The organism is Streptomyces sp. NPDC088923, from assembly GCF_044749745.1.
Classification (GTDB): Bacteria; Actinomycetota; Actinomycetes; order Streptomycetales; family Streptomycetaceae; genus Streptomyces.
In genome coordinates this window covers 124,450-150,192 of sequence record NZ_JBIVIO010000008.1, presented here as the reverse complement: position 1 = coordinate 150,192, position 25,743 = coordinate 124,450, and the positions used below count along the sequence as shown (strand labels likewise).

General features: G+C 70.6%; 15 protein-coding genes, 1 tRNA gene and 2 pseudogenes. 9 read left to right on the top strand and 9 right to left on the bottom strand.

From position 1 onward, the window contains the following. Positions 1-358: 358 nt before the first annotated feature. From topA to ACIP4O_RS25855, 5 genes are all read left to right on the top strand, one after another. Entirely contained in the window at positions 359-3,232 is a 2,874-nt protein-coding gene (topA, locus tag ACIP4O_RS25875) for a type I DNA topoisomerase (protein WP_401577964.1), read from the top strand. A 721-nt stretch (positions 3,233-3,953) separates the two neighbouring features. Then, the gene (tmk, locus tag ACIP4O_RS25870; protein WP_401578169.1) at positions 3,954-7,559 is read left to right on the top strand and encodes a dTMP kinase; all 3,606 of its coding nucleotides are present in this window, start codon (positions 3,954-3,956) and stop codon (positions 7,557-7,559) included. A 112-nt stretch (positions 7,560-7,671) separates the two neighbouring features. Then, positions 7,672-8,877, top strand: coding sequence for a DNA polymerase III subunit delta' (locus ACIP4O_RS25865; protein WP_401577962.1), 1,206 nt, complete (start codon positions 7,672-7,674; stop codon positions 8,875-8,877). A 177-nt stretch (positions 8,878-9,054) separates the two neighbouring features. Further along, the gene (locus ACIP4O_RS25860; protein ID WP_401577960.1) at positions 9,055-10,650 is read left to right on the top strand and encodes an alpha/beta hydrolase; all 1,596 of its coding nucleotides are present in this window, start codon (positions 9,055-9,057) and stop codon (positions 10,648-10,650) included. Between the two features lie 86 nt (positions 10,651-10,736). Beyond that, positions 10,737-10,810: transfer RNA gene (locus ACIP4O_RS25855), tRNA-Thr, on the top strand. Positions 10,811-10,932: 122 nt separating this feature from the next. Here the strand turns inward: ACIP4O_RS25855 and ACIP4O_RS25850 are convergent. The 3 genes and pseudogenes from ACIP4O_RS25850 to ACIP4O_RS25840 form a co-directional block, all read right to left on the bottom strand. After that, positions 10,933-12,535, bottom strand: a pseudogene (locus ACIP4O_RS25850) (tyrosine-type recombinase/integrase); the annotation flags it as partial. 222 nt (positions 12,536-12,757) lie between these two features. Continuing rightward, positions 12,758-14,902, bottom strand: coding sequence for a hypothetical protein (locus ACIP4O_RS25845; protein ID WP_401577959.1), 2,145 nt, complete (start codon positions 14,900-14,902; stop codon positions 12,758-12,760). Then, the gene (locus ACIP4O_RS25840) at positions 14,899-16,671 is read right to left on the bottom strand and encodes an AAA family ATPase (RefSeq protein WP_401577957.1); all 1,773 of its coding nucleotides are present in this window, start codon (positions 16,669-16,671) and stop codon (positions 14,899-14,901) included. The genes ACIP4O_RS25845 and ACIP4O_RS25840 overlap by 4 nt, the downstream gene beginning before the upstream one ends. Positions 16,672-16,953: 282 nt before the next feature. Between ACIP4O_RS25840 and ACIP4O_RS25835 the strand changes: the two genes are divergently transcribed. Then, complete coding sequence (locus ACIP4O_RS25835) at positions 16,954-18,228, top strand: DNA-methyltransferase (protein WP_401577955.1); 1,275 nt, start codon at positions 16,954-16,956, stop codon at positions 18,226-18,228. A gap of 629 nt (positions 18,229-18,857) precedes the next feature. Here the strand turns inward: ACIP4O_RS25835 and ACIP4O_RS25830 are convergent. Further along, positions 18,858-19,217, bottom strand: a complete 360-nt coding sequence (locus ACIP4O_RS25830; RefSeq protein ID WP_401577953.1) for a hypothetical protein — start codon at positions 19,215-19,217, stop codon at positions 18,858-18,860. A 61-nt stretch (positions 19,218-19,278) separates the two neighbouring features. Here ACIP4O_RS25830 and ACIP4O_RS25825 point away from each other — a divergent pair. The 3 genes and pseudogenes from ACIP4O_RS25825 (at position 19,279) to ACIP4O_RS25815 (ending at position 21,500) form a co-directional block, all read left to right on the top strand. After that, positions 19,279-20,090 (top strand): annotated as a pseudogene (locus ACIP4O_RS25825) (IS5 family transposase). A 535-nt stretch (positions 20,091-20,625) separates the two neighbouring features. Beyond that, complete coding sequence (locus tag ACIP4O_RS25820; RefSeq protein WP_401578168.1) at positions 20,626-21,129, top strand: fluoride efflux transporter FluC; 504 nt, start codon at positions 20,626-20,628, stop codon at positions 21,127-21,129. Next, the gene (locus ACIP4O_RS25815; RefSeq protein ID WP_401577952.1) at positions 21,126-21,500 is read left to right on the top strand and encodes a fluoride efflux transporter FluC; all 375 of its coding nucleotides are present in this window, start codon (positions 21,126-21,128) and stop codon (positions 21,498-21,500) included. The genes ACIP4O_RS25820 and ACIP4O_RS25815 overlap by 4 nt, the downstream gene beginning before the upstream one ends. Before the next feature lie 11 nt (positions 21,501-21,511). Here the strand turns inward: ACIP4O_RS25815 and ACIP4O_RS25810 are convergent, their stop codons facing one another. The 5 genes from ACIP4O_RS25810 to ACIP4O_RS25790 all read right to left on the bottom strand — a co-directional run bounded on the left by ACIP4O_RS25810 (position 21,512) and on the right by ACIP4O_RS25790 (position 25,533). Then, positions 21,512-22,696, bottom strand: a complete 1,185-nt coding sequence (locus ACIP4O_RS25810; RefSeq protein ID WP_401577950.1) for an FAD-dependent oxidoreductase — start codon at positions 22,694-22,696, stop codon at positions 21,512-21,514. 162 nt (positions 22,697-22,858) lie between these two features. Next, entirely contained in the window at positions 22,859-23,668 is an 810-nt protein-coding gene (locus tag ACIP4O_RS25805) for a hypothetical protein (protein WP_401577948.1), read from the bottom strand. 342 nt (positions 23,669-24,010) lie between these two features. Further along, positions 24,011-24,514, bottom strand: coding sequence for a DUF5949 family protein (locus ACIP4O_RS25800; protein WP_401577946.1), 504 nt, complete (start codon positions 24,512-24,514; stop codon positions 24,011-24,013). 177 nt (positions 24,515-24,691) lie between these two features. Next, positions 24,692-25,138: a hypothetical protein gene (locus tag ACIP4O_RS25795; RefSeq protein ID WP_401577944.1), complete on the bottom strand. Its 447-nt coding sequence runs from the start codon at positions 25,136-25,138 to the stop codon at positions 24,692-24,694. A gap of 155 nt (positions 25,139-25,293) precedes the next feature. After that, positions 25,294-25,533: a chaplin gene (locus tag ACIP4O_RS25790; protein ID WP_361323411.1), complete on the bottom strand. Its 240-nt coding sequence runs from the start codon at positions 25,531-25,533 to the stop codon at positions 25,294-25,296. Positions 25,534-25,743 lie beyond the last annotated feature (210 nt).

Here is a 25,743-nt window from a genome sequence, read left to right as displayed (position 1 = left end):
GGGGTGGGCGGCCGAGGTGGTGGCCGACGCGTAAGGGCGCCCCGTACACGTACCGCCAGAGGCGTCCGCACCCCCTCCCACCTGCGGCGGAGCAAGCAGGGGCCGTATCACCGCACTCCGTGCGAAACGGCCGGGAGCCGGTCCGGGCGGCAGGAATGGCGGTAGTCGGGTTACCGTTCGAGTGGCCGTTGCGGGCTTTTCCCGTTTGACACGGGGGCGGGAGGTACCGTCACACTCCGCAGCGTCAGCAGTCACCCACCCGCAGGAGTGTGGGAGGCGCCGGGCCCCCTGTGACCCGGCCCCGGGCACGTCCTCACGTCCCGCGGACCTTGAGCCTCGACCGGAGAGAAGAGCCACGTTGTCCCCGACCAGCGAGACCGCGAACGGCGGTCGCCGACTCGTCATCGTCGAGTCGCCCGCCAAGGCGAAGACGATCAGTGGCTACCTGGGCCCCGGCTACGTCGTCGAAGCGAGCGTCGGGCACATCCGCGACCTTCCCAGCGGTGCCGCCGAGGTCCCGGAGAAGTACACCGGCGAGACGCGCCGCCTCGGGGTGGACGTGGAGCACGACTTCCAGCCCGTCTACGTCGTCAACGCGGACAAGAAGTCGCAGGTCAAGAAGCTCAAGGATTTGCTGCGCGAGTCCGACGAACTCTTCCTCGCCACCGATGAGGACCGGGAGGGCGAGGCGATCGCCTGGCACCTCCAGGAGGTCCTCAAGCCGAAGATCCCCGTCCACCGGATGGTCTTCCACGAGATCACCAAGGACGCGATCCGCGCCGCCGTCGCCAACCCGCGCGAGCTCAACCAGAAGCTCGTCGACGCCCAGGAGACCCGCCGCATCCTCGACCGGCTCTACGGCTACGAGGTCTCCCCCGTGCTGTGGAAGAAGGTCATGTCGGGTCTGTCGGCCGGGCGTGTCCAGTCCGTCGCCACGCGGCTCGTCGTCGAGCGGGAGCGCGAGCGCATCGCCTTCCGATCGGCCGAGTACTGGGACCTGACCGGCACCTTCGGCACCGGCCGCACCGGCGACGCGAGCGACCCCTCCACCGTCGTCGCGCGCCTGAACACCGTGGACGGCAAGCGCGTCGCGCAGGGCCGGGACTTCGACGCGAGCGGCCGGCTCAAGTCGGACGTGCTCCACCTCGACGAGCAGGCCGCGCGCACCCTCGCGAGCGCCCTCGCCGAGGCGAGCTTCGCCGTACGCTCGGTCGAGTCGAAGCCGTACCGCCGCTCCCCGTACGCGCCCTTCCGCACCACGACCCTCCAGCAGGAGGCGAGCCGCAAGCTCGGCTTCGGCGCGAAGTCGACCATGCAGGTCGCTCAGAAGCTGTACGAGAACGGCTTCATCACCTACATGCGTACGGACTCCACGACGCTCTCCGACACGGCGATCTCCGCCGCGCGCGCCCAGGTCACGCAGTTGTACGGCGCCGACTACCTCCCGGAGAAGCCGCGTACGTACGCCGGCAAGGTCAAGAACGCGCAGGAGGCGCACGAGGCGATCCGCCCCTCGGGGGATCGTTTCCGCACGCCCGCCGAGACCGGCCTGACCGGCGACCAGTTCCGGCTCTACGAGCTGATCTGGAAGCGCACGGTCGCCTCCCAGATGAAGGACGCGACCGGCAACAGCGTCACCGTCCGCCTCGGCGGCACGGCGAGCGACGGCCGGGACGCCGAGTTCTCCGCCTCCGGCAAGACGATCACCTTCCACGGCTTCCTCAAGGCGTACGTCGAAGGCGCCGACGACCCGAACGCGGAGCTGGACGACCGCGAGCGGCGCCTGCCGCAGGTCGCCGAGGGCGATCCGCTGAGCGCCGAGCAGGTCACGGCGGACGGGCACGCGACGAAGCCGCCCGCCCGCTACACCGAGGCCAGCCTGGTCAAGGAGCTGGAGGAGCGCGAGATCGGCCGCCCCTCCACGTACGCCTCGATCCTCGGCACGATCCTCGACCGCGGCTACGTCTTCAAGAAGGGCACCGCGCTTGTCCCGTCCTTCCTCTCCTTCGCCGTCGTCAACCTCTTGGAGCGGCACTTCGGCCGCCTCGTCGACTACGACTTCACCGCGAAGATGGAGGACGACCTCGACCGCATCGCCCGCGGCGAGGCGCAGGCCGTGCCGTGGCTGCGGCGCTTCTACTTCGGCGAGGGCGACGGCGATGCGGGCAGCGGTGCCGCGGCCGCCGCGGGCAACGGGGACGGCGACCACCTCGGCGGGCTCAAGGAACTCGTGACCGACCTCGGCGCGATCGACGCGCGCGAGATCTCCTCCTTCCCGGTCGGCGACGGCATCGTGCTGCGCGTCGGGCGGTACGGGCCCTACGTCGAGCGCGGCGAGAAGGGCACCGAGGAGTACCAGCACGCCGACATCCCGAGCGACCTCGCGCCCGACGAGCTGACCGTGGAGTTCGCGGAGGAGCAGCTCGCGAAGCCGAGCGGCGACTTCGAGCTGGGCACGGACCCGGAGACGGGCCGCGAGATCGTCGCGAAGAACGGCCGCTACGGCCCCTACGTCACCGAGATCCTCCCCGAGGGCACCCCGAAGACCGGCAAGAACGCGGTCAAGCCGCGCACCGCCTCGCTCTTCAAGTCGATGACCCTCGACACGGTGACGCTTCAGGACGCGCTCAAGCTCATGTCGCTGCCGCGCGTCGTCGGCGCCGACCCCGAGGGCGTCGAGATCACCGCGCAGAACGGCCGCTACGGCCCGTACCTCAAGCGCGGCACGGACTCGCGGTCGCTCCAGACCGAGGACCAGATCTTCGACATCACCCTCGACGAGGCGCTCGCGATCTACGCGCAGCCCAAGCAGCGCGGGCGCGCCGCCGCGAAGCCGCCGCTCAAGGAACTGGGCGAGGACCCGGTCAGCGGCAAGCCCGTCGTCGTCAAGGACGGCCGCTTCGGCGCGTACGTGACCGACGGCGAGACCAACGCGACGCTGCGCGCCTCCGACAGCGTCGAGGACCTCACGCCGGAGCGCGGGTACGAGTTGCTCGCGGAGAAGCGCGCGAAGGGCCCGGCGAAGAAGACCGCCAAGAAGGCCGCCAAGAAGGCGCCCGCGAAGAAGACCGCCGCGAAGAAGACGGCGGCGACGGGGACCGCCAAGAAGACGGCGGCGAAGAAGACGACGACCGCCAAGAAGACGGCCGCGACGAAGACGGCGACTGCCAAGAAGGCGGCGGCGGGGGCGCGGTCGACCTCGGCCGGGGCGACCGGAGACGACGGCGAGTGAGTCGCGCCGGGTGACGCGAGGCTGAGACGCGGTGAGGGCCGGGCAGCGAGAGCGCTTGCCCGGCCCTTGGCGTGTGCGGCGACGGGGAGGCGGGGGAGGCGGGCAGTCGGTGTGCGGGCGCGTGGGTGCGTGGGTGCGTGGGTGTGCGGGTGCATGGGTGTACGAGTGTGCGCGGACGCCGGTATGAGTGCGCGGGCGCTTCGGTGTACGGGTGTGCGCTGAGTTCGGTGAACGGTTGTGCGCGGGTTCGGTGAACGACTGTGCACGTATTTCGAGCGCACAGTCGTGCGCCCACTTTTGGTGAACACTCGTGCGCGAAGTTCGGGTGAACGGTTGTGCGCCCACTGCGGGTGAACACTCGTACGCGCGGTCCGGGTGAACGGCCGTGCGCGTGCTCCGGGCGCGCCGATGGTCCCGCGCCCGCGGCACGGGCACCTCCGCCCGTGCCCGTGCCAGCGCCAGCGCCCGTGCCAGCCCCAGCCCCAGCGCCACCCGTGCCCAGTCCGCCGAGGTCCCGAAGACGGTTGTTTGCCCGTGGCGGAGTGGGTACGGGCACGGCGCGGGACTGATCACGGTCCCGCTGTCGGCCGAAGGCGGGCCGGGCACGGGAACTCGGCCGGAGTCGGCTGAGCGCGTAAGGAGAAGAAGGCGTGCAGGTGAGGGGACGTATGTTCGGGCGCGGCCACGGAATGTCCGACCTGGCCGATAGGCTGGCCGAATGATGCGAGCCGAGCAGGAGGCGGACGCCGCCCGGACCTCAGACAACACGACGTCAGGCAGCGCGACCTCGCAGGGCACGACCTCGGACAGCGCCCTGGTCGCGGACTCCCGCGAGCGCGCCGTCCGCGCGTTGCTGCGCTCGCAGCCCCTCAAGCGGCTGTGGAGCGCCCAGTTCGTGGGGGGCGTCGGCGACGCCCTCGGGCTGCTCGTGCTCGTCGTGCTCGTGCTCCAGTCGGCCGTGCTCCAGGACTCCTTCGGCGGCGGCTACCGCGGCGCGGCCCTCGCGGTCGCGGCCGTCATCGGCGCGCGCCTCGTCGCCACGCTGCTCTTCGGTGCCGTGCTGCTCGGCCCGCTCACCGCGCTCACCGCCCCCGAGGGCCCACTCGACCGGCGCTGGACCATGACCGGCGCCGACGGAGTACGGGTCGCGCTGCTCATCGTGGCCCCGCTGTGGATCGACTGGACCCCGGACAACGCGCTCGCGCTCCTCCTCGTCACCGTGTTCGTCGCCGGTCTCGCCGAGCGGCTGTGGACGGTATGCCGTGAGAGCGCGGCGCCCGCGCTGCTGCCCGCGCCACCGGTCGAGGGCGACGCGGTGCGTCCGCTCCCCGACCACCTGCGCGCCCTGCGCACGCTGTCGGTACGCACGAGCTTCCTCGCGATCCCCATGGCGGCGCTCACTCTCGTCGTCGTCACCCTCGTGGGGAACCTGCTCGGCGCGGGCCTCGACTGGTTCGCGCTGCACCAAGCCGCGCTCGCCTCGTACGTCGCCGCGGGTCTCTTCGCCGCCTCGCTCTCCGTGATCTCCGCGCTCGAACTGCCCGGCGGCCGCACGCCGCGCCCGCGCTCCCCACTGGAGGGCCTGCGCCGACCGCGTGCCGCCGGGGCGGAGAACGGCGGAGCGCGCGACAAGGGACGCACGGGCGCCATCCCCGCCCTCGTCGGCGCGGGCGCGGCGGTCGCCGGGGCCATCGCCGCCGCCGTCGGCGTCGCCGTGCTGCACGCGGGCGACCTCGGGGGCGGACCCGTCGCGTACGGCCTCTTCGTGCTCGCGCTCGCCGGCGGCACCGCGCTCGGCATCCGCGGCGCGCGCTCCGTGCTGCCCGCGCTCTCGCGGCGCCGCCTGCTCGCGCTCGCCCTCGCGCTCACCGGGCTCTCGCTGCTGATCGCCGGGCTCGTCCCCGACATCACCACCGTCCTGCTGCTCCTGCTGCTCGCCGGTCTCGCGGCGGGTGTCTCCGCCAACACGGCGCACGCGCTGCTCGACCAGGAGACCGAGGAGCCACGCAGGGCCCGTACGACCGAGCATCTCCAGACCGTGGCGCGCGTGACCGCCGCGCTCGCCGCCGTCGCCGCGCCGGTTGTCGCCGCCTTCATCGGCCCGCACCGCGTGGAGAACGGCAAGTTCACCTTCGACCACGCCGGTGCCTCGTACACCCTGATGCTCGTCGGCGCGCTGCTCCTCCCGGTCGCCGCGCTCGTCCTCGCCAAGACCGACGACCGCGGCGGAGTGCCGCTGCGCCGCGATCTGCGGGAGGCCCTGCGCGGCGGGGAGCCCGAGCAGGCGGCATCGACGACCGGTTTCTTCCTCGCTCTGGAAGGCGGCGACGGCGCGGGCAAGTCGACGCAGGCCGAGGCGCTCGCCGAGTGGATCAGGGCCAAGGGCCACGAGGTCGTCCTCACCCGCGAGCCGGGCGCCACGCCGGTCGGCAAGCGACTGCGCTCGATCCTCCTCGACGTCTCCAGTGCCGGGCTCTCGCACCGGGCCGAGGCGCTGCTCTACGCGGCCGACCGCGCCGAGCACGTCGACACCGTCGTACGCCCGGCGCTCGAACGCGGCGCGATCGTCATCACCGACCGGTACATCGACTCCTCCGTCGCCTACCAGGGCGCGGGCCGCGACCTCTCGCCCGTCGAGATCGCGCGGATCTCCCGCTGGGCGACCGGCGGTCTCGTACCGAACCTGACGGTGCTCCTCGACGTGGCCCCCGAGGCCGCGCGCGAACGCTTCACCGAGGCCCCGGACCGACTGGAGTCCGAGCCCGCCGAGTTCCACGCGCGGGTGCGGGCCGGATTCCTCACCCTCGCGGCCGCCGCGCCGGAGCGGTACCTCGTGATCGACGGGGCGCAGGAGCCCGAGTCCGTCACCCGGACCGTGCGACACCGCCTCGACCAGCTCCTTCCCCTCTCCGAGGCCGAGATCAAGGCCCAGGAGGAGGCGCGCAAGGCGGCCGAGGAGGAGGCCAGGCGCAAGGCCGAGGCGGAGGCCGCGCGCAAGGCGGAGGCGGAGCGCCAGGAACGGGAGCGGCAGGAACAGCTTGCGAAGCTCCGCGCCGAGCAGGAGGAACGCAAGCGCCGCGAACTGGAGGAGGCCCGGCGGCAGGAGGAACTGCGCCGCGAGGAGGAGGCCCGCCAGCGCGAGGAGGAGGAACGCCGCCGCGCCGAGGAGGAGCAGCGCAAGCGCGAGGCGGAGGAGGCGGCCCGCGAGGCCGAGCAGGAACGCCTCCGTAAGCAGGCGGCTGAGGAGAAGCGGCTGCGCGAGGAGGCCGAGCAGCGCCGGATCGAGAAGCAGCGCAAGGCCGAGGAGGCCCTGCTACGAGCCGAGCGGGCGCGGAAGCTCGCGGAGGAGCAGGAAGCCGCGGCCCGGGAGGCCCGCGAGGCGGAGGAACGGGAGGCGGCCGAGCGAAGGGCCCGCGAGACCGAGGAGCGGGAGGCCGCCGAGCGGGAAGCCGCCGAGCGGGCTGAGCGGGAGGCCGGTCCTGCTGCCGCCCGTTCCGCCGGTACCGCCGGTTCCGTGCCCGACAACGAGACGACCGTGCCGACGCCGGTCGTCAGCTTCCACAAGTCCGAAGCGGTACGGAACCAGCCCGACGCCGTACGGGACGACGAGCCCGACGCCGTACGGGACGACGAGCCCGACTCCGTAGGGGACGAGGAGCCCGGGGCGGTTCGGGACGAGGGACCCCGTTCCGGCACCGGCTTCGCGGCGGCCGACGACCAGGACACCACGGTCTCCACGCCGGTCGTACGGCCCGGCGCCGAGGATGAGACGACGGTGCTGCCGCAGTACCGCGAGCCGGCGGACGCGGGGCGCGAGGGCGCCGAGGACGAGACGACCGTGCTGCCGCGGTACCGCGATTCCGCGGACGCCGGGCGGGACGGCACGGAGGACGAGACCGCGGTGCTGCCGCAGTATCGGGAGCCCGGTACCGCTGCCTCCGGCAGTGCCCCACAGGCACCGGCGGACAACCCCGCCGACAGGGTGCCGCCCGGGTTCTTCCGCGACGAGCGCCCCGGCCCACCGCCGGGCGGGCTCGGCCCCGACGACCGTACGCGCGAACTGCCCCAGGTGGACGAGACCGGCGCCCCGCGCCGCCGCCCCCGCCCCGCATGGGCCGAGGAGACACCGCTCGACGACCTGCCGACCCTCGCGGACGAACTCCTCGGGGCGCGGTACGAACCCCGGGAGCGGCCGGAGGCCGGGTCGGGCCCCGGCACCGGCACTGGCTCCGGCTCCGAGTCGGGTGCCGGCTCGCGGTCCGGCTCGGGCTCGGGAGAGAAGGAACGCAAGCGCCGTGGCTGGGGCGGGCGAGGGCGGAAGGACTGACACCGCCGGTCCCGGTGGCCCGCTCCCGCTCGGTCCCCCACGGTCCGCTCCCCGCTTGTCAGAGCCGTCGCCCACAATGGAGGGCGAGGTACGACGAAAGGTGCGGTGACCGATGGCGGTCTGGGACGACCTGGTGGGCCAGGAGCGGGTGAGCGCTCAACTCGCCGCGGCGGCGAGGGACGCCGACGCGCTGGTCACGACCGTCGCCGGGGGCGGGCAGGCGGAGGCGGGCTCGCGGATGACCCACGCCTGGCTGTTCACCGGGCCGCCCGGTTCCGGACGGGCCGAGGCGGCGCGGGCCTTCGCCGCCGCGCTCCAGTGCGTCAGCCCCGACCGGGCCCTGGGCGGGGAGCCCGGGTGCGGCTTCTGCGAGGGCTGTCACACGGCGCTCATCGGGACCCACGCCGACGTCGAGTTCGTACGTACGGACCTCCTGTCGATCGGTGTGAAGGAGACGCGCGACCTGGTGCGGCGCGCGCAGCTCTCGCCCGCCACCGGGCGCTGGCAGGTCATCGTCCTGGAGGACGCCGACCGCCTCACCGAAGGCGCCGGGAACGTGCTGCTCAAGGCGGTGGAGGAGCCCGCGCCCCGTACGGTCTGGCTGTTGTGCGCCCCCTCGCTGGAGGACGTGCTGCCCACCATCCGCTCCCGTTGCCGCCACCTGAGCCTGCGGACGCCCCCCGTCGACGCCGTCGCCGACCTCCTCGTCCGCAGGGACGGCGTCGATCCGGCGCTCGCCGCGTCCGTCGCGCGCGCCACCCAGGGGCACATCGACCGCGCGCGCCGCCTCGCGACCGACGAGCGCGCCCGCGCCCGCCGGGCGGCGGTGCTGAAGCTCCCGGTGCGGCTCGGGGACGTGGGTGCCGGGCTGCGCGCGGCGCAGGAGCTGATCGACGCGGCCGGGGACGACGCCAAGGAGGTCGCGGAGGCGACGGACGAGAAGGAGACGGAGGACCTGCGGGCCGCGCTCGGCGCCCAGGCCGGCGGCCGGCTCCCACGCGGCACCGCCGGGGCGATGAAGGAACTCCAGGACCGGCAGAAGCGCCGCTCGACCCGTACTCAGCGAGACAGTCTCGACCTCGCGCTGCTCGACCTCACCGGCTTCTACCGCGACGTGCTCGCCCTCCAGTTCGGCGCGGGCGCGGAGATCGCCAACGAGGACGTACGGGACTCGGTCGAGCGCATCGCGCGGGAGAGCCGCCCCGAATCGACCCTGCGCCGCATGGAGGCCATCGGCGCCTGCCGCGATGCCCTCGCCCGGAACGTCGCACCCCTGCTCGCGGTGGAGTCGATGGCGATGGCGCTCAGGGCGGGGTGAGGCCGGGGCGAGCGAGCGGGGGTGAGGGATCGCGGGCGGTGCGGTGAGGCCGCGGCGAGTGAGCGCCGGCGGCGTGGGTCCGCGCGGGGGAGCCGGTCGTCGCGGGGACGTCGGGGGACCGGGAGCACGACACGCGCGGATAGTAGTCGTCTCCTCGCACAGCGTTAAGCTCGCCGAATGAGCCTCCCGCCCCGCCGCCTCCGCCTTCCTCTCCGCGCACGGTGGAGTGCCGGGCTCGCCACGGCCTTCGCGCTCGCCCTCGCCACCGCCGCGCCGGCCACGGGCGGCAAGGCGCGTGCGGCGGAGCCCCCGTACGAAGCCCGCCTCGCCCCGTACTACGGCCAGCACCTCGACTGGCACCCGTGCGGCAAGCCCGCGCCGCGTCCTGCCGCCGGGCGCGTCGCCGCTCGCGAGCGCGGCTTCTCCTGCGCTAAGGTCCGCGTCCCGCTCGACTACGCGGACCCCGGCGGCGCCGAGGTGCGGCTCTCCGTCGCGCGCAAGCCCGCGAACGGCCCCGGCGAGCGCCTCGGCTCCCTCCTGCTCAACCCGGGGGGCCCCGGCGGCTCGGCGGTGGACTTCCTGACGGGCTACGCGGGCGAGCACTACCCCGAGGCGGTACGGGCGCGGTACGACCTCGTGGGCGTGGACCCGCGCGGCGTCGGCCACAGCGCCCCGGTGCACTGCCTCGACGGACCGGCCATGGACCGCTGGGCCGCCACCGACCTCACCCCCGACGACGCGGCCGAGACGGCGGCGCTGCGCCGCTCCTTCCACGGCTTCGCCGACGCCTGCCGCAGTCGTACGGGCGAGTTGTTGGGCCATGTCTCGACGGCCGAGGCGGCACGTGACCTGGACCTCGTGCGCGCGGTACTCGGCGAGCGGAGGCTCGACTACGTCGGCGCCTCGTACGGCACGTTCCTCGGCGCCACGTACGCGGAACTCTTCCCGCGCCGCGTCGGCCGCATGGTCCTCGACGGCGCCATGGACCCCTCCATCAGCTCCCGCCGCCTGAACCTGGACCAGACGGCCGGCTTCGAGACCGCCTTCCGCGCCTTCCTGCGCGACTGCGCGCGGCGCGAGGACTGCCCCCTCCCCACGGCCGAGCCCGCCGCAGACCGCGCGCTCGCCGCCTTCCTCCACGCGCTCGACCGCGCCCCGCTCCGTACGGGCGACAGCACCCGCAAGCTCACCGAGGCGCAGGCCACCACCGGCATCCTCGCCGCCCTCTACACCGAGGCCGCCTGGCCCGCGCTGCGCCGCGCCCTCGCCGAGGCGAGGAGCGGGGACAAGGACGGCACGATGCTGCTGAGCATGTCCGACGCCTACTACGAGCGCGGCGCGGACGGCCACTACTCGCCCCTGATGGCCGCGAACGCCGCCGTGAACTGCCTCGACGCCCCCGCGGCCTTCACCGGACCCGCGGCGGTACGTGCCGCACTGCCCGACTTCGAGAAGGCGTCCCCCGCCTTCGGCCGCGCGCTGGCCTGGACAGCCCTGACCTGCGCCGACTGGCCCCACCGGCCCACCGGCACCCCCCACCGCATCACCGCCCCCGGCGCACCCCCGATCGTCGTCGTCGGCACCACCCGAGACCCCGCGACCCCCTACCGCTGGGCCCGCTCCCTGGCCGCCCAACTCACCTCCGGCCACCTCCTCACCTACGAGGGCGACGGCCACACGGCGTACAACAGGGGCAGCACCTGCATCGACACCATCCTCACCACCTACCTCCTCACCGGCACCCCACCCACCCCCCACACCACCTGCCACTGACCCCGCCCCACCGCCCTGGTCGGAACCACCCCCGCAACCTGTGTAGACTTGCCGAGGCTGCTGCACCACCATGGAACAGCACACCAGCCGCCTTAGCTCAGTTGGCCAGAGCAACGCACTCGTAATGCGTAGGTCTCGGGTTCGAATCCCGAAGGCGGCTCAGCGAAGCCCCAGGTCACATACGCCGTGAACTGGGGTTTTCTGGTGCTCGGGGCATGGCGGCTCACACGGCCGGGTTGCCGTGACGTTGCTTGCGTGAGCGATGCGTGAGCGGAGCGGCGGTCAACCCTTCTTCGCGGTCTTCTTGGCCTTGGCCTTCTTCTTCCGCTTGGCCTTCGCCTTCGCGGCCTTCCTCGCTTCCTCGGCGGCCTGCCAGAGCTGCGCTTCTTGCTCGGCCTTGCGCTGGAGAGGGACGAGCTTCGCGGTCGCCTCGGCGGCGCTCTTGCCGACGTGGGGGAGCACGCTCTGATAGATGTCGCGCGTGATCCGTGTGTCGCTGTGCCCGAGGGTGTCCGACACGATCGTGATGTCGATATCGGCGGCGAGCATGAGGGTGGCCGCGCCGTGCCGCAGGTCGTGCAGGCGGATCGGCGGGAGCCCGGAGGCAGCGACCAAGCGCTCGAAGAGGTCGGTCACCTTGCCCGGGTGGAGCCAGGAGCCGTCCTCCTGGGTGAAGACGTGGCCGGTCTCGACCCAGGCCGTGCCCCACTCCGCGCGGTCCGCGTCCTGGCGCTCGCGGTGTCGCTTCAGGACCCCCACGGTGTCGTCGTCGAGCGCGATCACTCGGTAGCCGCTGTACGTCTTCGGATCGGATGCCTCGACATCCCAGCCGTCCTGCACGAGTTGCGAGGAGACGGTGAGGGAGTGGGCGTCGAGGTTCGTCTCCGACCACGGCTGCCCGCACGCCTCGCCACGGCGCAAGCCCCGGAACGCGATCAGGTGCCACATGGCGTACAGCCGGTTCTCTGCGACGAAGTCGAGGAAGGCGCCTGTCTGTTCCGGCGTCCACACCATCACGGGCGAGGGCTTCTCGCCGGTCTGCTCCCACTTGGCGACCCGCTCGTCGGTCCACACGAGCGCCTTGGGCTTGCGTACGGGGTCGATCTCGACGTGGGCGGCAGGGTTGAACGTGATGATCTGCTGGCCGATCGCGTCGTTCAGGGCGGACCGGAGCGTGGCCTTCACGTGCAGGCGCGTAGCGGGTCCGGTGACCCGCCGGAACGGCGGCATCGCGTCGATCGCGGCCTTCATGGCCTTGCGGCGGTCCCGGTTCTCAGTGCCCTTCCACGGCACCACCGTCAGCGCGTCGAGCGCTGCCCGTCGCTGGGCGTTGTGCTCCAGGATCTCGGTGTTGGCGTCGCGGATGTCCGCGAACATCTCGCTGAGGTGACTGACGCGCAATCGGTCCAGACCGCTTGCCGATGCGCGGTTTCAGGTGGACGCGGATGTCGGTCTCGTAGCGGTTGAGGCCGGACTTGCGTATGCGCTTGGCGGCCAGCCGTCGGTCGAGCCACTCGCCGACGGTCAGGCTGCCGATGAGGTCCTGGCCGGAGCTGAGGCGGCGCCTCGTCTCCTCGACCTCGGGCAGGGGTGAGCGCTCGCGGCTGACCTCGGACAGCATCTCGGAGACGGATTCGGTGCCCTCGGGGTCGTCCGAGTCGGCCAGCCCGAGCAGGGCGCGCACGTGGTCGAGATCGGCCTGGGCGGCCTTGAGGCTCGCGTACCCGCCCCGGGCGAAGGAGCGCCGGCTGCCGTCCTCGCGAGGCGACAGCTCCTGGCGCACGGAGTAGGTGCAGTGATTCCTGCTGTTGCGCTTGGGGCAGGAGGTGCCAAGTTCCTATCCGGTCGGGTCGCGGCAGGAGCAGCGGCGGTATGTAAAGCCCTTGAAAGATCGTTCTCCTCGGTGGTTTCGGGGTTGGCTCCGGGCGGGTCGATTGCGTCGGCAACTTCTGGCCATAGGAACGGGGTGTGACGTGACGCCCTCTTCCTCGACGAAGGAGCGAACTCTGAGCAGGCGGTTTGCGGAAGGCCTCGGCTTTTCGGTCGGCAGTGTGGGCCGTCGCCCCTCGACAACAGGTAGGGAGAAGTTCGGGGTGATGCCTGGCACCTACGGGAGGTCTCCTGCGCCGGCACTCGCGTCGTCGTCAGCGGTATCGACAGGTGGGCACACGGCGTCGATGACCTGCGCCAGAATTCTGTCTTCGCTCACCACAAGCTGCCATAGCCTCGTCCAAGCCTGTTGTTCCAGGACGTGACGGTGCGCGGCCGGATTGCGGAAATTCTGGCTGATTCGCCTGAGTGGAAGGATGAGGTCGCTGAAGATTCCCATATTGCAGCCAGAGCCTTCGAGATATGCCCGGACCGCGAGATGCTTAGGCAGCGGATTATTGATCGCCTTAAGGCTATCTTCGATAAGGCTGATGACTGCTCCAAAAGTTGCTTTCCCGCAGCTTTCTTGGAGTGCTGGGTCATGCGCTGTAGCAGGGGTAATCACCCAGTCATGCAAGACGCTTTCGATGCTGGCGCACACCCCGATCACAGGGCCGGAGTAGTCGTCGACCGTCTCTGGGGAGGATTCGGAGTCGGCAAGTAGAGCGAAGCCGATATACTCCGCGGTGGCAAGCATGGCTTGCGCTTGATCGCCAAGGGCCTGCCAGCGCGTGTCGCCCAACGCCATGCGGACTCGATGACGTGACTGGTTGAGAAGACTGGGCGGGATCGTGCCGGCGTATGCACGAAGCTCGGCCTGCTTTGCACGGTAGAAACGCTCAGGGGCGTCGCTATTGGGCTCCTCGTCTGCATAGAGGTCCAGGCGAGGGATGCTGAGCATGCTGAGGATGTCTGTCACAAACGGCGTTAGAGCACTCGTGCTCGCAGTGAGCGCGGCAGGGTTCAGCCGGACCGCGTACAGCGCGCCGTCACTGAGAGCGTCAGATTCGTCAACATTAAGACCACCCGCCCGATACAAGTAGCCGGTTAGGCCGTCGGTGTCGGTGGTCTGAAACAGGATCGCACCGAGCGGGTGGCTGGACAAGCCGAAATTCTCTAGGTAACCGAGGATCTTGTACAGCTCTTCAGTGGGAGGGCCGCCACGTTGGCGCAGCTTCGGGTCAATTACCGCGAATCGTTCGGAGGCGGGATCGCCGCGCCGAACCGCCCGGATGATCATGTCGGGTATACCCCCGAGTGGCACGCCGTCATCTCGGCGCCAACGCGCTCGACGTTCGGGAGCCACACGGGGCAGAGAACGCTGATAATACAACTCGATCGTGCCCGCGTATTGGTGCCATGTATACGCCGACTCTCCGTCCCGCCAGCTAGGATTTAGATCTGGCACGGTCGCCACGAGTTGCCGTGAGATTTCGACTGCCAGAACCCTGAGGCACCACAATTCAAACAAACGGGTGTCAAATTGGTCACCGTAGAAGTCCCACTCCAGGTCGCCGGAGTCGACTACGGGCTCGCCAGCCAAGACACGCTCAACCCATTGGACCAGCTCGACGTAGGGCGCAGCGTTGGCGATCTCGCGGCGGTTGAGCCGCCGCTTAACCGACGTAATTAGGTCGCGTTCAGCTCGGTGGTGTTGTACATGGGCCGACGCAGGGATGCACGCCATCAGCCATGGCAGACGTAGGGCACGCTCCAGGGACTGCCGCTCCTCCAGGTAACGACGATGCTCGGGGCCGGCGGGGGGTACGCGGACTGCCGCCATGCTTGCCTGCAGTTCGCGGAGCAGCCATCGGGTGGCATAGGCAGCGAGGACGTTTTCTGGAGTGTGCTCGGTTCGCCGGACAGTTAGCACCGGGTATGTCGGCACATCTGCGACCGTGCCAAGCCGCATTAGGTAGCGGCTAGCGTCGAGCTGTCCGGCTACCTGCCCAGTGCTCTCTTCTGGCCGTAGCTCGTAGCGGAAGGTCGACCGGCCGGCGATTCGGTTGAGGATTAGCCCGATTCGCCGTGCAGCGGCGAGAGCGACCCGCAGCCGTAGTGCATCTAGCAAGGTATCTGGGGACTGCTCGATGCCCGCACCTGGGGCGTTGGTGTCCTTATGGCCGAGCGCAGCTTGCGGAGTGAGTGGCTGATTTCCCGTGACGAAGTAACGGCCGACAATCGAAATCGCTGTGGCGATGGCCGCTTGCCGTGCCGCTGGGCTCAGAGCGCCGCCGCGGCTGATTCGCTCTGCAAAGCCGTCCTTTCCACCACTTCGCGCGATCCCCCCATTGTCATCGCCAGCAGGCATGAGGGTGTTCACGGCATGTGGTGGGGGTCGGCCAAATGGCGAAGCGCGTGGGCTGCGGCAGCGAAGCCCTGGGCCTCGAAGAGCCCGGCGAACGCCTGCCATTCGTTGCCCACACCTGCCATCTGGGGCACAACGCGGTCGGCCACGGCGTCATCGACCACGGCCGCCAAGTCGACGCCTGAGTTGCTCGCCCGCTGCAACAGCATCAGTCGGAGGACGTCAACGATCTGTGCGGTGCCCACCGGCCATCCCGGTCCCGTGTCGGGCTGCCGCAAGCCATCGACCACGTCCTGCAAACGCTTCAGCTCCTCTTCACACTCCTGGCTTGCCTCCTCAAGAGAGCCGGCGGGCAGGTCCTGGCTGTACGTATCCTGGAGCCAGCGGTGCGCTGATGCGAGCGCCTGGCGCAACTCTTCGGTCATTGGCTGATCTGCGCTTGCCCGCTCCGTGGGCACTCCTACAGTTACGAATTGAAATCTTCTGGTCAGGCCCTGCGACATTTGGTTGACGAAGGAAGTGTCCAGGTCGTTCATTGTCGCGATGATCCGGAACCGAGCCGGAATCCAAAGCTTCCGGCGGTCTGGCGTGGATTCGAACCACAGGTCCACTGGTGTCTTCTGGAGATGCTGGGCATCGCAAGAAGACAGCACGGTGAACAAGGAACCGATCGCTTTATCGATGTCGGCTCGGTTGAATTCATCGATGAATAGCCAGGCAGCCTGGTAGCCGGACAGGGAATCGTCGTTCGCTTCCGCCTCAACCTTCTCCCCTTCGTCCTGTCGGACGACTTGGGCGCACTGCAGGGCGGCACGGGTAACAGCGCCGTGGGTTGCGCTCAGCCCACCATCGGCGGCCGGGCGAAAACCACCGACGACGTGATAAGGGGACCATTCGCTGGTGGCAGTAGCCTCTACCAGCTGGACCTCGAAGGCATCCGCAAGTAGACGCGCCAGCGTGGTCTTGCCAGTACCTGGCGGGCCTTGGAGTATCAGGTTTCCTACGAGGAGGGCGTTGACGCAGCGCCGCACCAGGCGTTCGGTATCTGGCAGCGCCATATGGGCATTTGCGAGACTCTCTAGAACTTGGTGCGTCAGGGCATCGACGTCCACATCGCGCAAGGAGTAATGGCACACACCCTGTGTCCAGGTGAGTGCTTCGTGGTTCTGCTGCTTGAGCGCGTCTTCGCGCTCAACTGGCCACAAAGGTGTCTGTTCCTGCGACGGCTCCTCTTCAAGGCGGCTGGGAGCTGGAGGGCGGAGCGTGGAGTGCTCGATCAGCTCGGGGCTCCATTCAGGGTCCCCCAGTATCGGGCAGCCAAGCTCCTCATCTGCAGTGATTCGTGTGAAATCGTAGGCGCTCAGGCCGAGTTTCTGGCGGGCCTCTTCGTGTAGCTGCGCGCGGGTAGGCTCGGCATCCCAGAGGTGTTCGCGGGTGAGGAAGACGGCCAGCGCGTCCCGGCGGGGCAGCGGTGCGTCATCACCGATCCCTTCGAGCAAGACGTCGATGGCGTCTGGTCGTAGCCCGTGCTTGAAGTGCTCCTGGTTGAACAGGACTCTCTGTGTCCCCTGACGGGTTCCGGTGTTCCAGACCGTGGAACGCCCAGAGTCGGTGATCTTCAGCCAGCGGCCTGAGGCGCTGGAGCGCACGAACGGGTTGATGCGGCCATGGTCCCGGTTGTCGGGCAGCAGGACGAAGAGGTCGTCCACGGCCTGGTTGACGCCATTGATCGTGCTTGGGTAGCCCGCGGCATCGACCCAGCAGGCGGCCAGGAACGTGGACATCCAGTTCGACCGATGTTGGTTGTCCCCGGCGTGCTCGGCGAGCTGGAGCAGGGCCCGCTCCAATGCCTTCTGTGAGCAGCGCAACATCTCTCCCCGTGTCCGGCCGCGGTCATACGGCAGTCGATCTCGTCTCACTTGCACACAGCTACCCCTGATCACAGGAGGGCTGCGGCGTCACGATGACGCGGGGGTAGCGAAGATACGGCGACCTTATCCTGGTCGGCTCATGCATTGCGATAGGGTTCGCCGACCGATACCACAAATGTGACGGAGGGGAATACCGTGGCTACCGCCTCAAGCCCTCGGCTGCCCGACATCAAGCCGAAGACGCCTGTAGCTGCGCTGGACCGCTCCGCCTGGGCTCAGCGCACCGAGCGGTTCACCGTCAAGGAGGTTGCTCCTGTCGTGGGCATGTCTCCGGTGTTCATTCGGCGGGCCGTGGGGCACGGTGGTGATCTCTCGGTCGACGATGTCCTGTTGCTATTGGATCAAGACGCGTTTAGTGAGACCTTCGTCCCACGGAGCATGATCCTTCCGTACCTTGTGTCTGCCGCTGCCAAGTCGGATCCGACGCCTAGCGTCGTCGAGCCGCATACCTACGCTCTCATTGAAGGCAGTGTTCTGGACCACCTAGATCGCCTGCCGGCCGGTTCCGTGCAGTGCGTTGTGACGTCGTCTCCGTATTGGGGAGTGCGAGTCTACAAAGAGGCCACCACGGTTGTCTGGGCCGATGGAGAGAAGTGCGTGTACGGCCATGAGCAGACTCCTGAAGCCTTCGTCCGTCACACGGTGCAGATCCTGCATCACTTGCACTCTCGGGTAAGCGCTAACGGCTCGGTCTGGTGGAACCTGGGTGACACTTACAACACCCGCACTCAGATCCGCAGCAACGCGGCTGAGACGCTTCAGGCGATGCAAGGCAAGGATGGCCGGTCCTGGGGTGACTATGACTGCCGTCGATACAGCGCTGGGCACTCGTACCTCAAGGATGGGGAACAGTGCATGATTCCATCGCAAGTAGCGGAGCGGGCCAGCCGGGTTGGCTACTACGTCAAGAGCGTCATCAGTTGGGTCAAGACGAGCAGCACCCCCGAGCCGCAGAACTCGCGTGTTAGCAGGGGGATGGAGTACATCCTTCATTTGTCGACGACCCGTACCCCTAAGTTCAACAAACTTGCTTACCGCGCCACGGGGCCTGCCTTGGGGGGGCGTAACATTGGCTGGGAATCTGATAAGTTGTCAGACGTTTGGGTCCTGCCTACGTCCAGCGGTCGGGGCGGGCATGGTGCTCAGTTTCCTACTGCCTTGCCCGGTCGCTGCATCGCCCTAAGCACGGATGTTAACGACCTGGTGCTCGACCCGTTCGTCGGGAGTGGCAGCTCTGGCGTTGCGGCCCGCGCGCTCGGGCGGCGCTTCGTCGGTATCGATGTGTCACCCAGCTACCTGGCCACGGCTGAGGAGGCAATTGCAGCAGTCCCCGAGAGTGGATTCACGGCCGCTGCTGCCCCGGTGTCTGCTGGAACGCCTCAGCTCCTGCCAATGACTGGAATCGCGTAGTCACTATCCAATTACGCAGCTGATCGCATGTGGTTCCGAGTAGGAGTGACTCGTTGCCGAAGTGTGGATCGTACTTGGCGAGGGCCCTGAGGACTCTCGCCAACTGTTTCAGGGTTGTGAGGAGCTCCTGATGAGTGAGCTGTGCGTGAGCGGACTGGGTGGCACTGAGGCGGGTCCAGCCGCACGATGATCAGGGTCGGGCGCCTCTGGCCTGGGAAAACGGGATGCTGGGGCGTCATCCGGCACCACCCGTCATGATCTTGCAGGCTCTCGTAATGCCTAGGTCTCGGGTTCGAATCCCGAAGGTGGCTCCGTTGAGTCCCAGGTTGCGTAGATTGTGACCTGGGTTGGCTGCGGCTGGCCGGTCTGAGAGTGCGCAGTGGCTGTGCCTTCGTCCGAGGTGTGGGCACGGCGGCGTGACTCGCGTGTTCGGACTGCCTGTTCGTCGCCCCAGGTGGGTAGGTTGGCGCACTTCCCGTCTTTGTCTGTTTGGCTCGTCGCGCCCGGCTCTCTCCTTGCCTACCGGCAGCAACCCCGCGACGAGGGGGCTATCCCGCCGTGCGGACGCCGCCCGGCTCGGCCTTCGGCTTACTGATCGTTTCAGAATGAGAGGAGCGGGCTGAGCGGGGTCAGTCCTTCGAGGCGTGCAGGATCTGCGTGAACTCGCCGTTCTCGACCAGGCCGGTGAGGACCTGAATCATGTTGCTGATGCCGGCGTCGCGGACGATGAGCCCCTCCGAGCACCAGAAGTAGCGTCCTCCCAGAGCTTCGCCGCTCGCCGCCCACCGCTCCATCAGCGTTTCAACGTGACCAACCGTGCACATGGTTGCGCTCCACCGAAATCCGTCTCGCAGCCGCACCTCGACGTCAATGTCGTTCACCGCGTCGAGGTCCTCGTCGGCGTCCGGCAGGAAAGCTGCTTCGAAGTGCTCGGTGTGGACGCGGTACCAGGGTTCATCCAAGCTGCCGGATGGTGTGCCGTGGCTCATCGGGCGAGTGTGCCGGGCCGATCTTCCCTCCTCAACTGCTTTGTTCTGGCACGCTTCCGGCGTGAACGGTGATCTTGTACCCGATGACCTGTGGGAGCGGATAGCCCCGCTCATCCCGCCCCGGCCACCGCGGCGGCACCGGTTCCCCGGACGGAAGCCAGTCGACGACCGCACCTGTCTGGCCGGGATCGTGTATGTCCTGCGAAGGGCGTCTCGTAGACGGACGTCCCTACCGAACGGATCGGCTGCTCTGGGGTCACCTGCTGGAGGCGGCTGAGGGACTGGACCGAGGCTGGAGTGTGGGCCCGCCTGCATGAGGCCCTGCTCGTCGAGCTGCGACATACCGACTTGCTGGACATGGACGACTGCGCGATCGACGGCTCGCACGTCAGGGCCCTCAAAGGGGGGATCACACCGGACCTTCACCGGTCGACCGAAGCCGTCCCGGCAGCAAGCACCATGTGATAGTCGACCGTCACGGCACACCACTCGCTGGCCGGCGTCAACCGGCACGACGTCACCCAACTCATCCCGCTGCTGGACGCGATTCCGCGCATCCGCAGACGTCGTGGCCGTCCCCGTCACAAGCCGAAGCGCCTGTCCGCCGACCGCGGCTACGACTTCCTCAAGCACCGCCGACTCCTGTGGGCACGGGGCATCGTCCCCACGATCGCCCGACGCGGCGCCCTGCACGGCTCCGGCCTGGGCAAGACACGTTGGGTGGTAGAGCGCACGTTCGCGTGGCTCCACCCGTTCAAGCGTCTGCGCATCCGCTACGAGATACGCGCAGACCTGCACCAGGGACTCCTCCAACTCGCCTGCGCCATCATCTGCTTAGGCGGCTCCGCACCTCATTCTGAAACGACCAATTAGAGGGGGCGATGGGCAACTCGGGTGTGAGCGGGTGGCCGTAGGTTTCGCTGGTGTCCGTGCCGTGGGCCGCCTTGCCGGTGGCCGGTCGGGGTAACGGCAAGGGTGCGTCGGTATGTCCCGCGCCGTCTGCCTTCGGATGCCCGATGCGGCGCTTGTCGAAGGGCTCGACCGGCTCGCCGGGCGTGGGGACCTCTCGGCGTGGGACGAGCCCCTCAACGTCGTCGGCCTGCTGGTGCGTCAGCGGGTCGCCCCGCCGGACCGGTTTCGTGGTCTCGACCGTGCTGAGAATTTTCTGCCGGGCTCCGTGGGTTGTGCGCCTGGGGCGCCTGGTGGTTCCGCGTGGACCAGGGTGGGCGCGCTCCTCGTCCTCGTGGGGCTCGGAGTAGCATGGCGGGGGCTCCGCGTTCGGCGGGGGAGCCACGGTGGTGGGGCCCACCGTTCCCAACCGCGGCGAGCCGCCAACGGTCCCTGCTTGCGAGGTGAGGTGTGCGCCGACGCGTGCGCCCGAGCGAGTGGGAGACCCTTCGTGACAGCTGTGAAGCCGCGTGACCCGGCGCCCGAACCCGTTGACCCCGATGTCGGGGCGGATGTGCCCGCGAGCGGCTTGTGGGACGGGCAGGGGCCCGTGTTCGCCGTCGTCGCCGCGGGTGGGGCGCTCGGGGCGGTGGCGCGGTACGGGGCCGCCGTGCTGTGGCCGACCGCGCGTGGTCATTTTCCGTGGACGACCCTCCTCGTCAATGTCGTCGGCTGCGCGCTGATCGGCGTTCTCATGGCCGTCGTCGCCGAACTGCGCCCCCACACCCACCGCCTGGTGCGGCCTTTCCTCGGCACAGGGGTCCTCGGCGGGTTCACGACGTTCTCCACGTACGCGATGGACGTACGCGGGCTGCTCGTCGCCGGGCGGTACGTGGCGGCCGGGGCGTGCCTCCTCGGGACGATGGCGGCGGCGGTGCTCGCGGTGTGGGGGAGCGCCTCGCTCGCGCGGTACGCGCTCAGGGAGCGGTTCGAGACGGTCGCGGAAGCGCAGGGGGCGCGATGAACTGGCTGCTCGTGGTGGTGGGGGCGCTCGTCGGCGCGCCCGCGCGGTACGCCGCCGACCGCTGGGTCACGGCGCGGCGCCGGGGCGCCTTCCCCTGGGGGACGCTGAGCGTGAACGTCCTCGCGTGTCTCGTCCTCGGCCTGGTGACGGGCGCGGCTCTCGCGGGCGCCGCGTCCTCGCACGTCGTCGCGCTGCTCGGTACGGGGCTGTGCGGGGCGCTCTCCACGTACTCGACGCTCTCGTACGAGACGCTGCGCCTCGCCGAGACCGGCGCGGGACGTCTCGCGCTCGGCAACGCGCTCCTGTCGATGGCGGCGGGGCTCGGGGCTGGTTGTGTGGGGGTCGCGGTGGCGACGGGGGTGTGGGGGTAAGGGGGCGGGGGTCAGTCCCGCGGGTCGTACGTGCCCGTGAACATGTCGACGAGGCGGCGGGCCGGGTCCTCGCCGAAGAGCATGTCGAGCGAGGCGGCGGACATCGCGGCCGTCTCGGCGGCGCGCGGGAAGAGGGCGGACTCGTAGGCGGCGAGGGCGGCCTCGGTGTCTCCGGGGTGGGCGAGGAGGGCGGTGCCGAGGTCGGCGGCGTCGGCGAGGGCGAGGTTGGCGCCTTCTCCGGCGAAGGGGGACATGAGGTGTGCGGCGTCGCCGAGGAGGGTGACGCCGGGGACGCGCTCCCAGGTGAGGCCGGCCGGGAGGGCGTGGATGCGGCGCGGGATGAAGCCCTCCTCGGCCTCGTCGAGCAGCCCGCGCAGGTGCGGGGCCCAGTCGGCGAAGGCGTCGAGGAGCAGCTCGCGGGTCTGCTCGGCGTCGGAGAAGTCGTGCGCGTCGAGCCACTCCTCGGGGGCCTGGAGCGCGGCGTAGATGTGCAGGGAGCCGTCGGTCTCGCGGTGGGCGAGGAAGCCCTGGCCGCCGCCGAGCGCGAAGCACATGCCGCCGCCGATGACCCCGGCGGCCTCCGGGTGGCGGGCGTCGGCGTCCATCAGGTCGAACTCGATGAACGAGATGCCCGTGTAGGTGGGCCTGGCCGGGGTGAGGAGGGGGCGGATACGGGACCAGGCGCCGTCCGCGCCGACGAGGAGACCGGTGGTGAAGACGGTGCCGTCGGCGAGGGTGACCTCGTGGCGCCCGGCGCCGAGCGGGCGCGCGCCGGTGACCTTGGAGTTCCAGCGCAGGGCGGGCGCGGGGAGCGAGGCGAGGAGGAGGGCGCGCAGGTCGCCGCGGTCGATCTCGGGGCGGTCGCCCTCGCCGTCGTCGGCCTCCTCGTGGACGAGTGCCCCGGCCTTGTCCCAGACGCGGACGGCCTCGCCGCCGGGGTGCACCCTCGCGCGGAACTCCGCGTGGAGCCCCGCGGTGCGCAGGGCGGCCTGGCCCGTCTCCTCGTGGATGTCGAGCATGCCGCCCTGGGTACGGGCCTCGGGGCCGCTCTCCAGGTCGAAGACGGTCGCGTCGGCGCCGCCTTCGATGAGGACGCGGGCGAGGAGGAGGCCGCTCAGGCCGCCGCCGATGATCGCGATGGGGTAGTGCGGGGTGGTGGCCGTGGGGCCGGTCGCCGGGGTGGGTGTGCTGGTCATGGCTGCCTCCGGGGGGGGGTGAGGGCGGGTGGTGTCTCCACCGTAACGAACGTGTTCGTGACGAACAAGTTCGGACGGGTGGGGGTGAGGGGAGACACAGGGCCGGAGGGGGCGGTGGGGGCGGCGCGGGCGGTGGGGACGGTGCGAACGGCGCGGGGGAGTTCAGCCGGGGAGGCCAGGTGCGGGGGCGGTGCCGGTGTCGTGGGTGTGCAGGCACAGGGTGAAGCCGGCGAGCCCGGTCTCGGAGTAGGCGAGGGGGGAGGAGCCCTTCGCCGGTGCGCAGCGCGCGTCCGGCGCGCCGTGGCGTTCGGAGACCTCGTACGTCGCCTCGGCGCTGTCGCAGGAGACGACGCGCGCCCCGGGGTCGGCGGCGAGGGGGCCGTTGTCGAGGTGGACGCAGTCGCCGGCCTGGGCGCTGCCGGGGCTGTCGTCGATGGACTGGGAGTACAGGACGGCGCAGAGCAGGGCGGCGGGGGTGAGCAGGAGGAGCGCGGTGGGACGGCGCAGGAGGGGTTTGCCGAGGGGCATGCCGGGGCGCGTGGCGCCGGTGGGCGCGGCGAGTTCGCCGAGGCGCCTGCGGGTGACGGCGTTCATGACGAGCGTGACCGGCGCCGCGACGAGCGAGACGATCCCCCACCAGCCCTGCCAGAGGGTCCGGGCGGACATGTGCCGGACGAGGCCGATACCGCAGTCGCGGCACAGGTGGCCGTCCTCCCTGAGGAAGCGCGGGAAGAAGAGGAAGCCCTGGTGGCCCCGGATCGTCACGTCCACGGCCGGCGCCGCGCCGCAGGCGACGCAGCCGGTGGGGGCGGTGGAGGCGGCCGGGAGACCGCCGGGGACGGGGTGGGGGAGCGCGTACGGGGCGGGGCGGGGTGCCGCGGGGGGCCCGGCGTGCGGGAGCGGCGGGGGGGCCGGGCTCGCGTAGGGGTTGCCCGGGACGGGACCGGTGGGGGGCGGGGGAGGCGTGGTCATGACGGTGGTGGTTCCCCGGGGACGGGGCGCGCGCGGCTGCGCGCGCCGGGAGGAGCGCGCACGCCGGCGGGTGCCGGGGCGGGGCCGGGGCGCGGCGTGGTGCGGCTGGTGCGGGAGGCCGACCGGTCCGGTTCGGTTCGGTTTCGGCCGAGCGGCGCGCGCGGTGTCGCGGCCTGCGCGCGAAGCGCGACACGTGAGCCGCGTTTCGGGGAGCCGGGGGCCGGTGGTGGGGGAGGGGCGCGGTGACGTGAGGAGGGCCGTGGTGGGGGAGGGGGGCCGTGGTGTGGGGAATGGCGCGGGGCCGGGCCTGGCGCCGGGTCCGGCCCCTGGGGGTGGCGCGGGTCAGCGCAGGCTGCGGACGGGGAGGAGGACGTGGGCGGAGGAGGTGAGCATCTCGGTGTCGCCGACGAACGTGGCGAGCGCCTCCTCGGTGATCTCCCGTCCGGGGACGGCCTGCGGCCAGGGGCGGGTGGCGAAGATGAAGTAGGCGTAGCCGCGCTGCTTGGCGGCGGCGAACCACTCCGGGGGGACCTCGCACTGGGCGTTGAGGTTCGGGGGCATGGTGAGCGCGGCCGAGCCCGCCTCGACGAGGAGGGTGAGAGGGAGCGTGGAGGTCTGCGTACCGTCGAGGAGCGTGCCGCCGACCGGGAGTTTCGTGTCCGCGAGCAGGGCGAGGGCCGCCTCGGTGGACCCCTCGTGGCCCGCCGTTCCGTCGCCGAGCGGGTAGGCGAGCAGGAACGGCATGTCGTGGTCGTCGTCGGGGTGCTTGCCGCTCCACGCCACGACGACGAGCGTGCCGAGTTCGGCGGGACGGAAAACGCGCTGCGCGCTGTCGGTCGAAGTCACCCCCGGACCCTAGCGACTCCGCCCCGACCGGCCCCCCGCTCTTTCACCTGTCCGGGGGAGCCCGAACCGGCCATCACTCCAAAGGGGAGCGCGTTCGCACGGCCGTTCCGGTCGGTGTGGGGGCCTCCATAAGGCCGTTCCGGACGGTGTGGGGTCGCCGCTAGGCGTGAGGGTTGCTCAGCCGCCGAGGCCGCCGAGGCCACCCGCGCCACCGAGGTCACCGAGGCCACCCGTGCCAGCGAGGTCGCCGAGGGGGAGCCCGCCGAGGAGGCCGGTGGCGGCGCCGGTCGTGGAGCCCTCCCGTACGAGCGAGGCCGGGTCGAGCTTCTGCTGCGGCAGGAGCGGCTTCGCCTCGCGGGCGACGGCGTCGACGGTCTTGCCGAGGGAGTCCGGCTTCGAGGGGTCGAGGGCGTCGTTCGCGACGGTGTCCACGGCGCCCTGGAGCCCCGTCGCGGCGGCGTAGTAACCGCCGTTGAGGCTGCTCGGGGTGAGGGCGGCGGTGTCCACGGCGGGGGCGGCGAAGGCGGGCGCGGCGGCGGTGGCGGCGGCGAGACCCCCGACGACGACGGCGGCGGCCTTGGCGGCGGAGGGGGAGGTGCGGGGCTTGCGGTGTTTCGCGGGCATGCGGAGTCCTTTCGGCGGTGGCGATGACCGCCCCTGTGGGGGCACCTCCCGGCCGAGGGCTGGGGGAGTCCGAGGAGCGGGGGATCGGGGCGGCGCCCCCGTGGGCCGAGCCGGTGGGGCGGCCACGCGCGCGGGCCGCCCCACCGTTCCGGTCGTCAGGCGTTCACGCAGGTGTTGCCGAAGGCCGGGTTGAGCAGGCCGATGACGTTGATCGTGTTGCCGCAGAGGTTCACCGGCACGTGGACCGGGATCTGCACCGCGTTGCCGGAGAGGACGCCCGGCGAGAAGGCGGCGCCGCCCTGCGCGCCGGCGTCGGCGGAGGCGAGGCCGGCCGAGCCGACGAGCGCGGCGGCGGCGACGGAGGAGAGGGCGAGGGCCTTGGCGGTACGCGACATGGCGACGCGCTCCTTACGGGTGTCGAGGGATCGTGCGGGGTGCCCGGCCGGTGCCGCTGGCTGCGTCGCGGGCCGGGGTGCCGGGGCTGACCCGGCGTCTGCAACAACGCCGTCGGGACCCCGCGCGTTGTGCCCCGAAAAGGTGAAACGCCGCCCGGCCCGGAGCGCGGAACACGCCGCGCCCGGCCGGTGATCACCTTGTGTGACCGT

Excerpts from the sequence above, each read along its gene's own strand:
- tmk (WP_401578169.1), top strand. The coding sequence starts at position 3,954 with ATGCGAGCCGAGCAGGAGGCGGACGCCGCCCGGACCTCAGACAACACG.
- ACIP4O_RS25865 (WP_401577962.1), top strand. The coding sequence starts at position 7,672 with ATGGCGGTCTGGGACGACCTGGTGGGCCAGGAGCGGGTGAGCGCTCAA.
- ACIP4O_RS25860 (WP_401577960.1), top strand. The coding sequence starts at position 9,055 with ATGAGCCTCCCGCCCCGCCGCCTCCGCCTTCCTCTCCGCGCACGGTGG.
- ACIP4O_RS25840 (WP_401577957.1), bottom strand. The coding sequence starts at position 16,671 with ATGTCCACGTTCCTGGCCGCCTGCTGGGTCGATGCCGCGGGCTACCCA.
- ACIP4O_RS25830 (WP_401577953.1), bottom strand. The coding sequence starts at position 19,217 with ATGAGCCACGGCACACCATCCGGCAGCTTGGATGAACCCTGGTACCGC.
- ACIP4O_RS25815 (WP_401577952.1), top strand. The coding sequence starts at position 21,126 with ATGAACTGGCTGCTCGTGGTGGTGGGGGCGCTCGTCGGCGCGCCCGCG.
- ACIP4O_RS25810 (WP_401577950.1), bottom strand. The coding sequence starts at position 22,696 with ATGACCAGCACACCCACCCCGGCGACCGGCCCCACGGCCACCACCCCG.
- ACIP4O_RS25805 (WP_401577948.1), bottom strand. The coding sequence starts at position 23,668 with ATGACCACGCCTCCCCCGCCCCCCACCGGTCCCGTCCCGGGCAACCCC.
- ACIP4O_RS25795 (WP_401577944.1), bottom strand. The coding sequence starts at position 25,138 with ATGCCCGCGAAACACCGCAAGCCCCGCACCTCCCCCTCCGCCGCCAAG.
- ACIP4O_RS25790 (WP_361323411.1), bottom strand. The coding sequence starts at position 25,533 with ATGTCGCGTACCGCCAAGGCCCTCGCCCTCTCCTCCGTCGCCGCCGCC.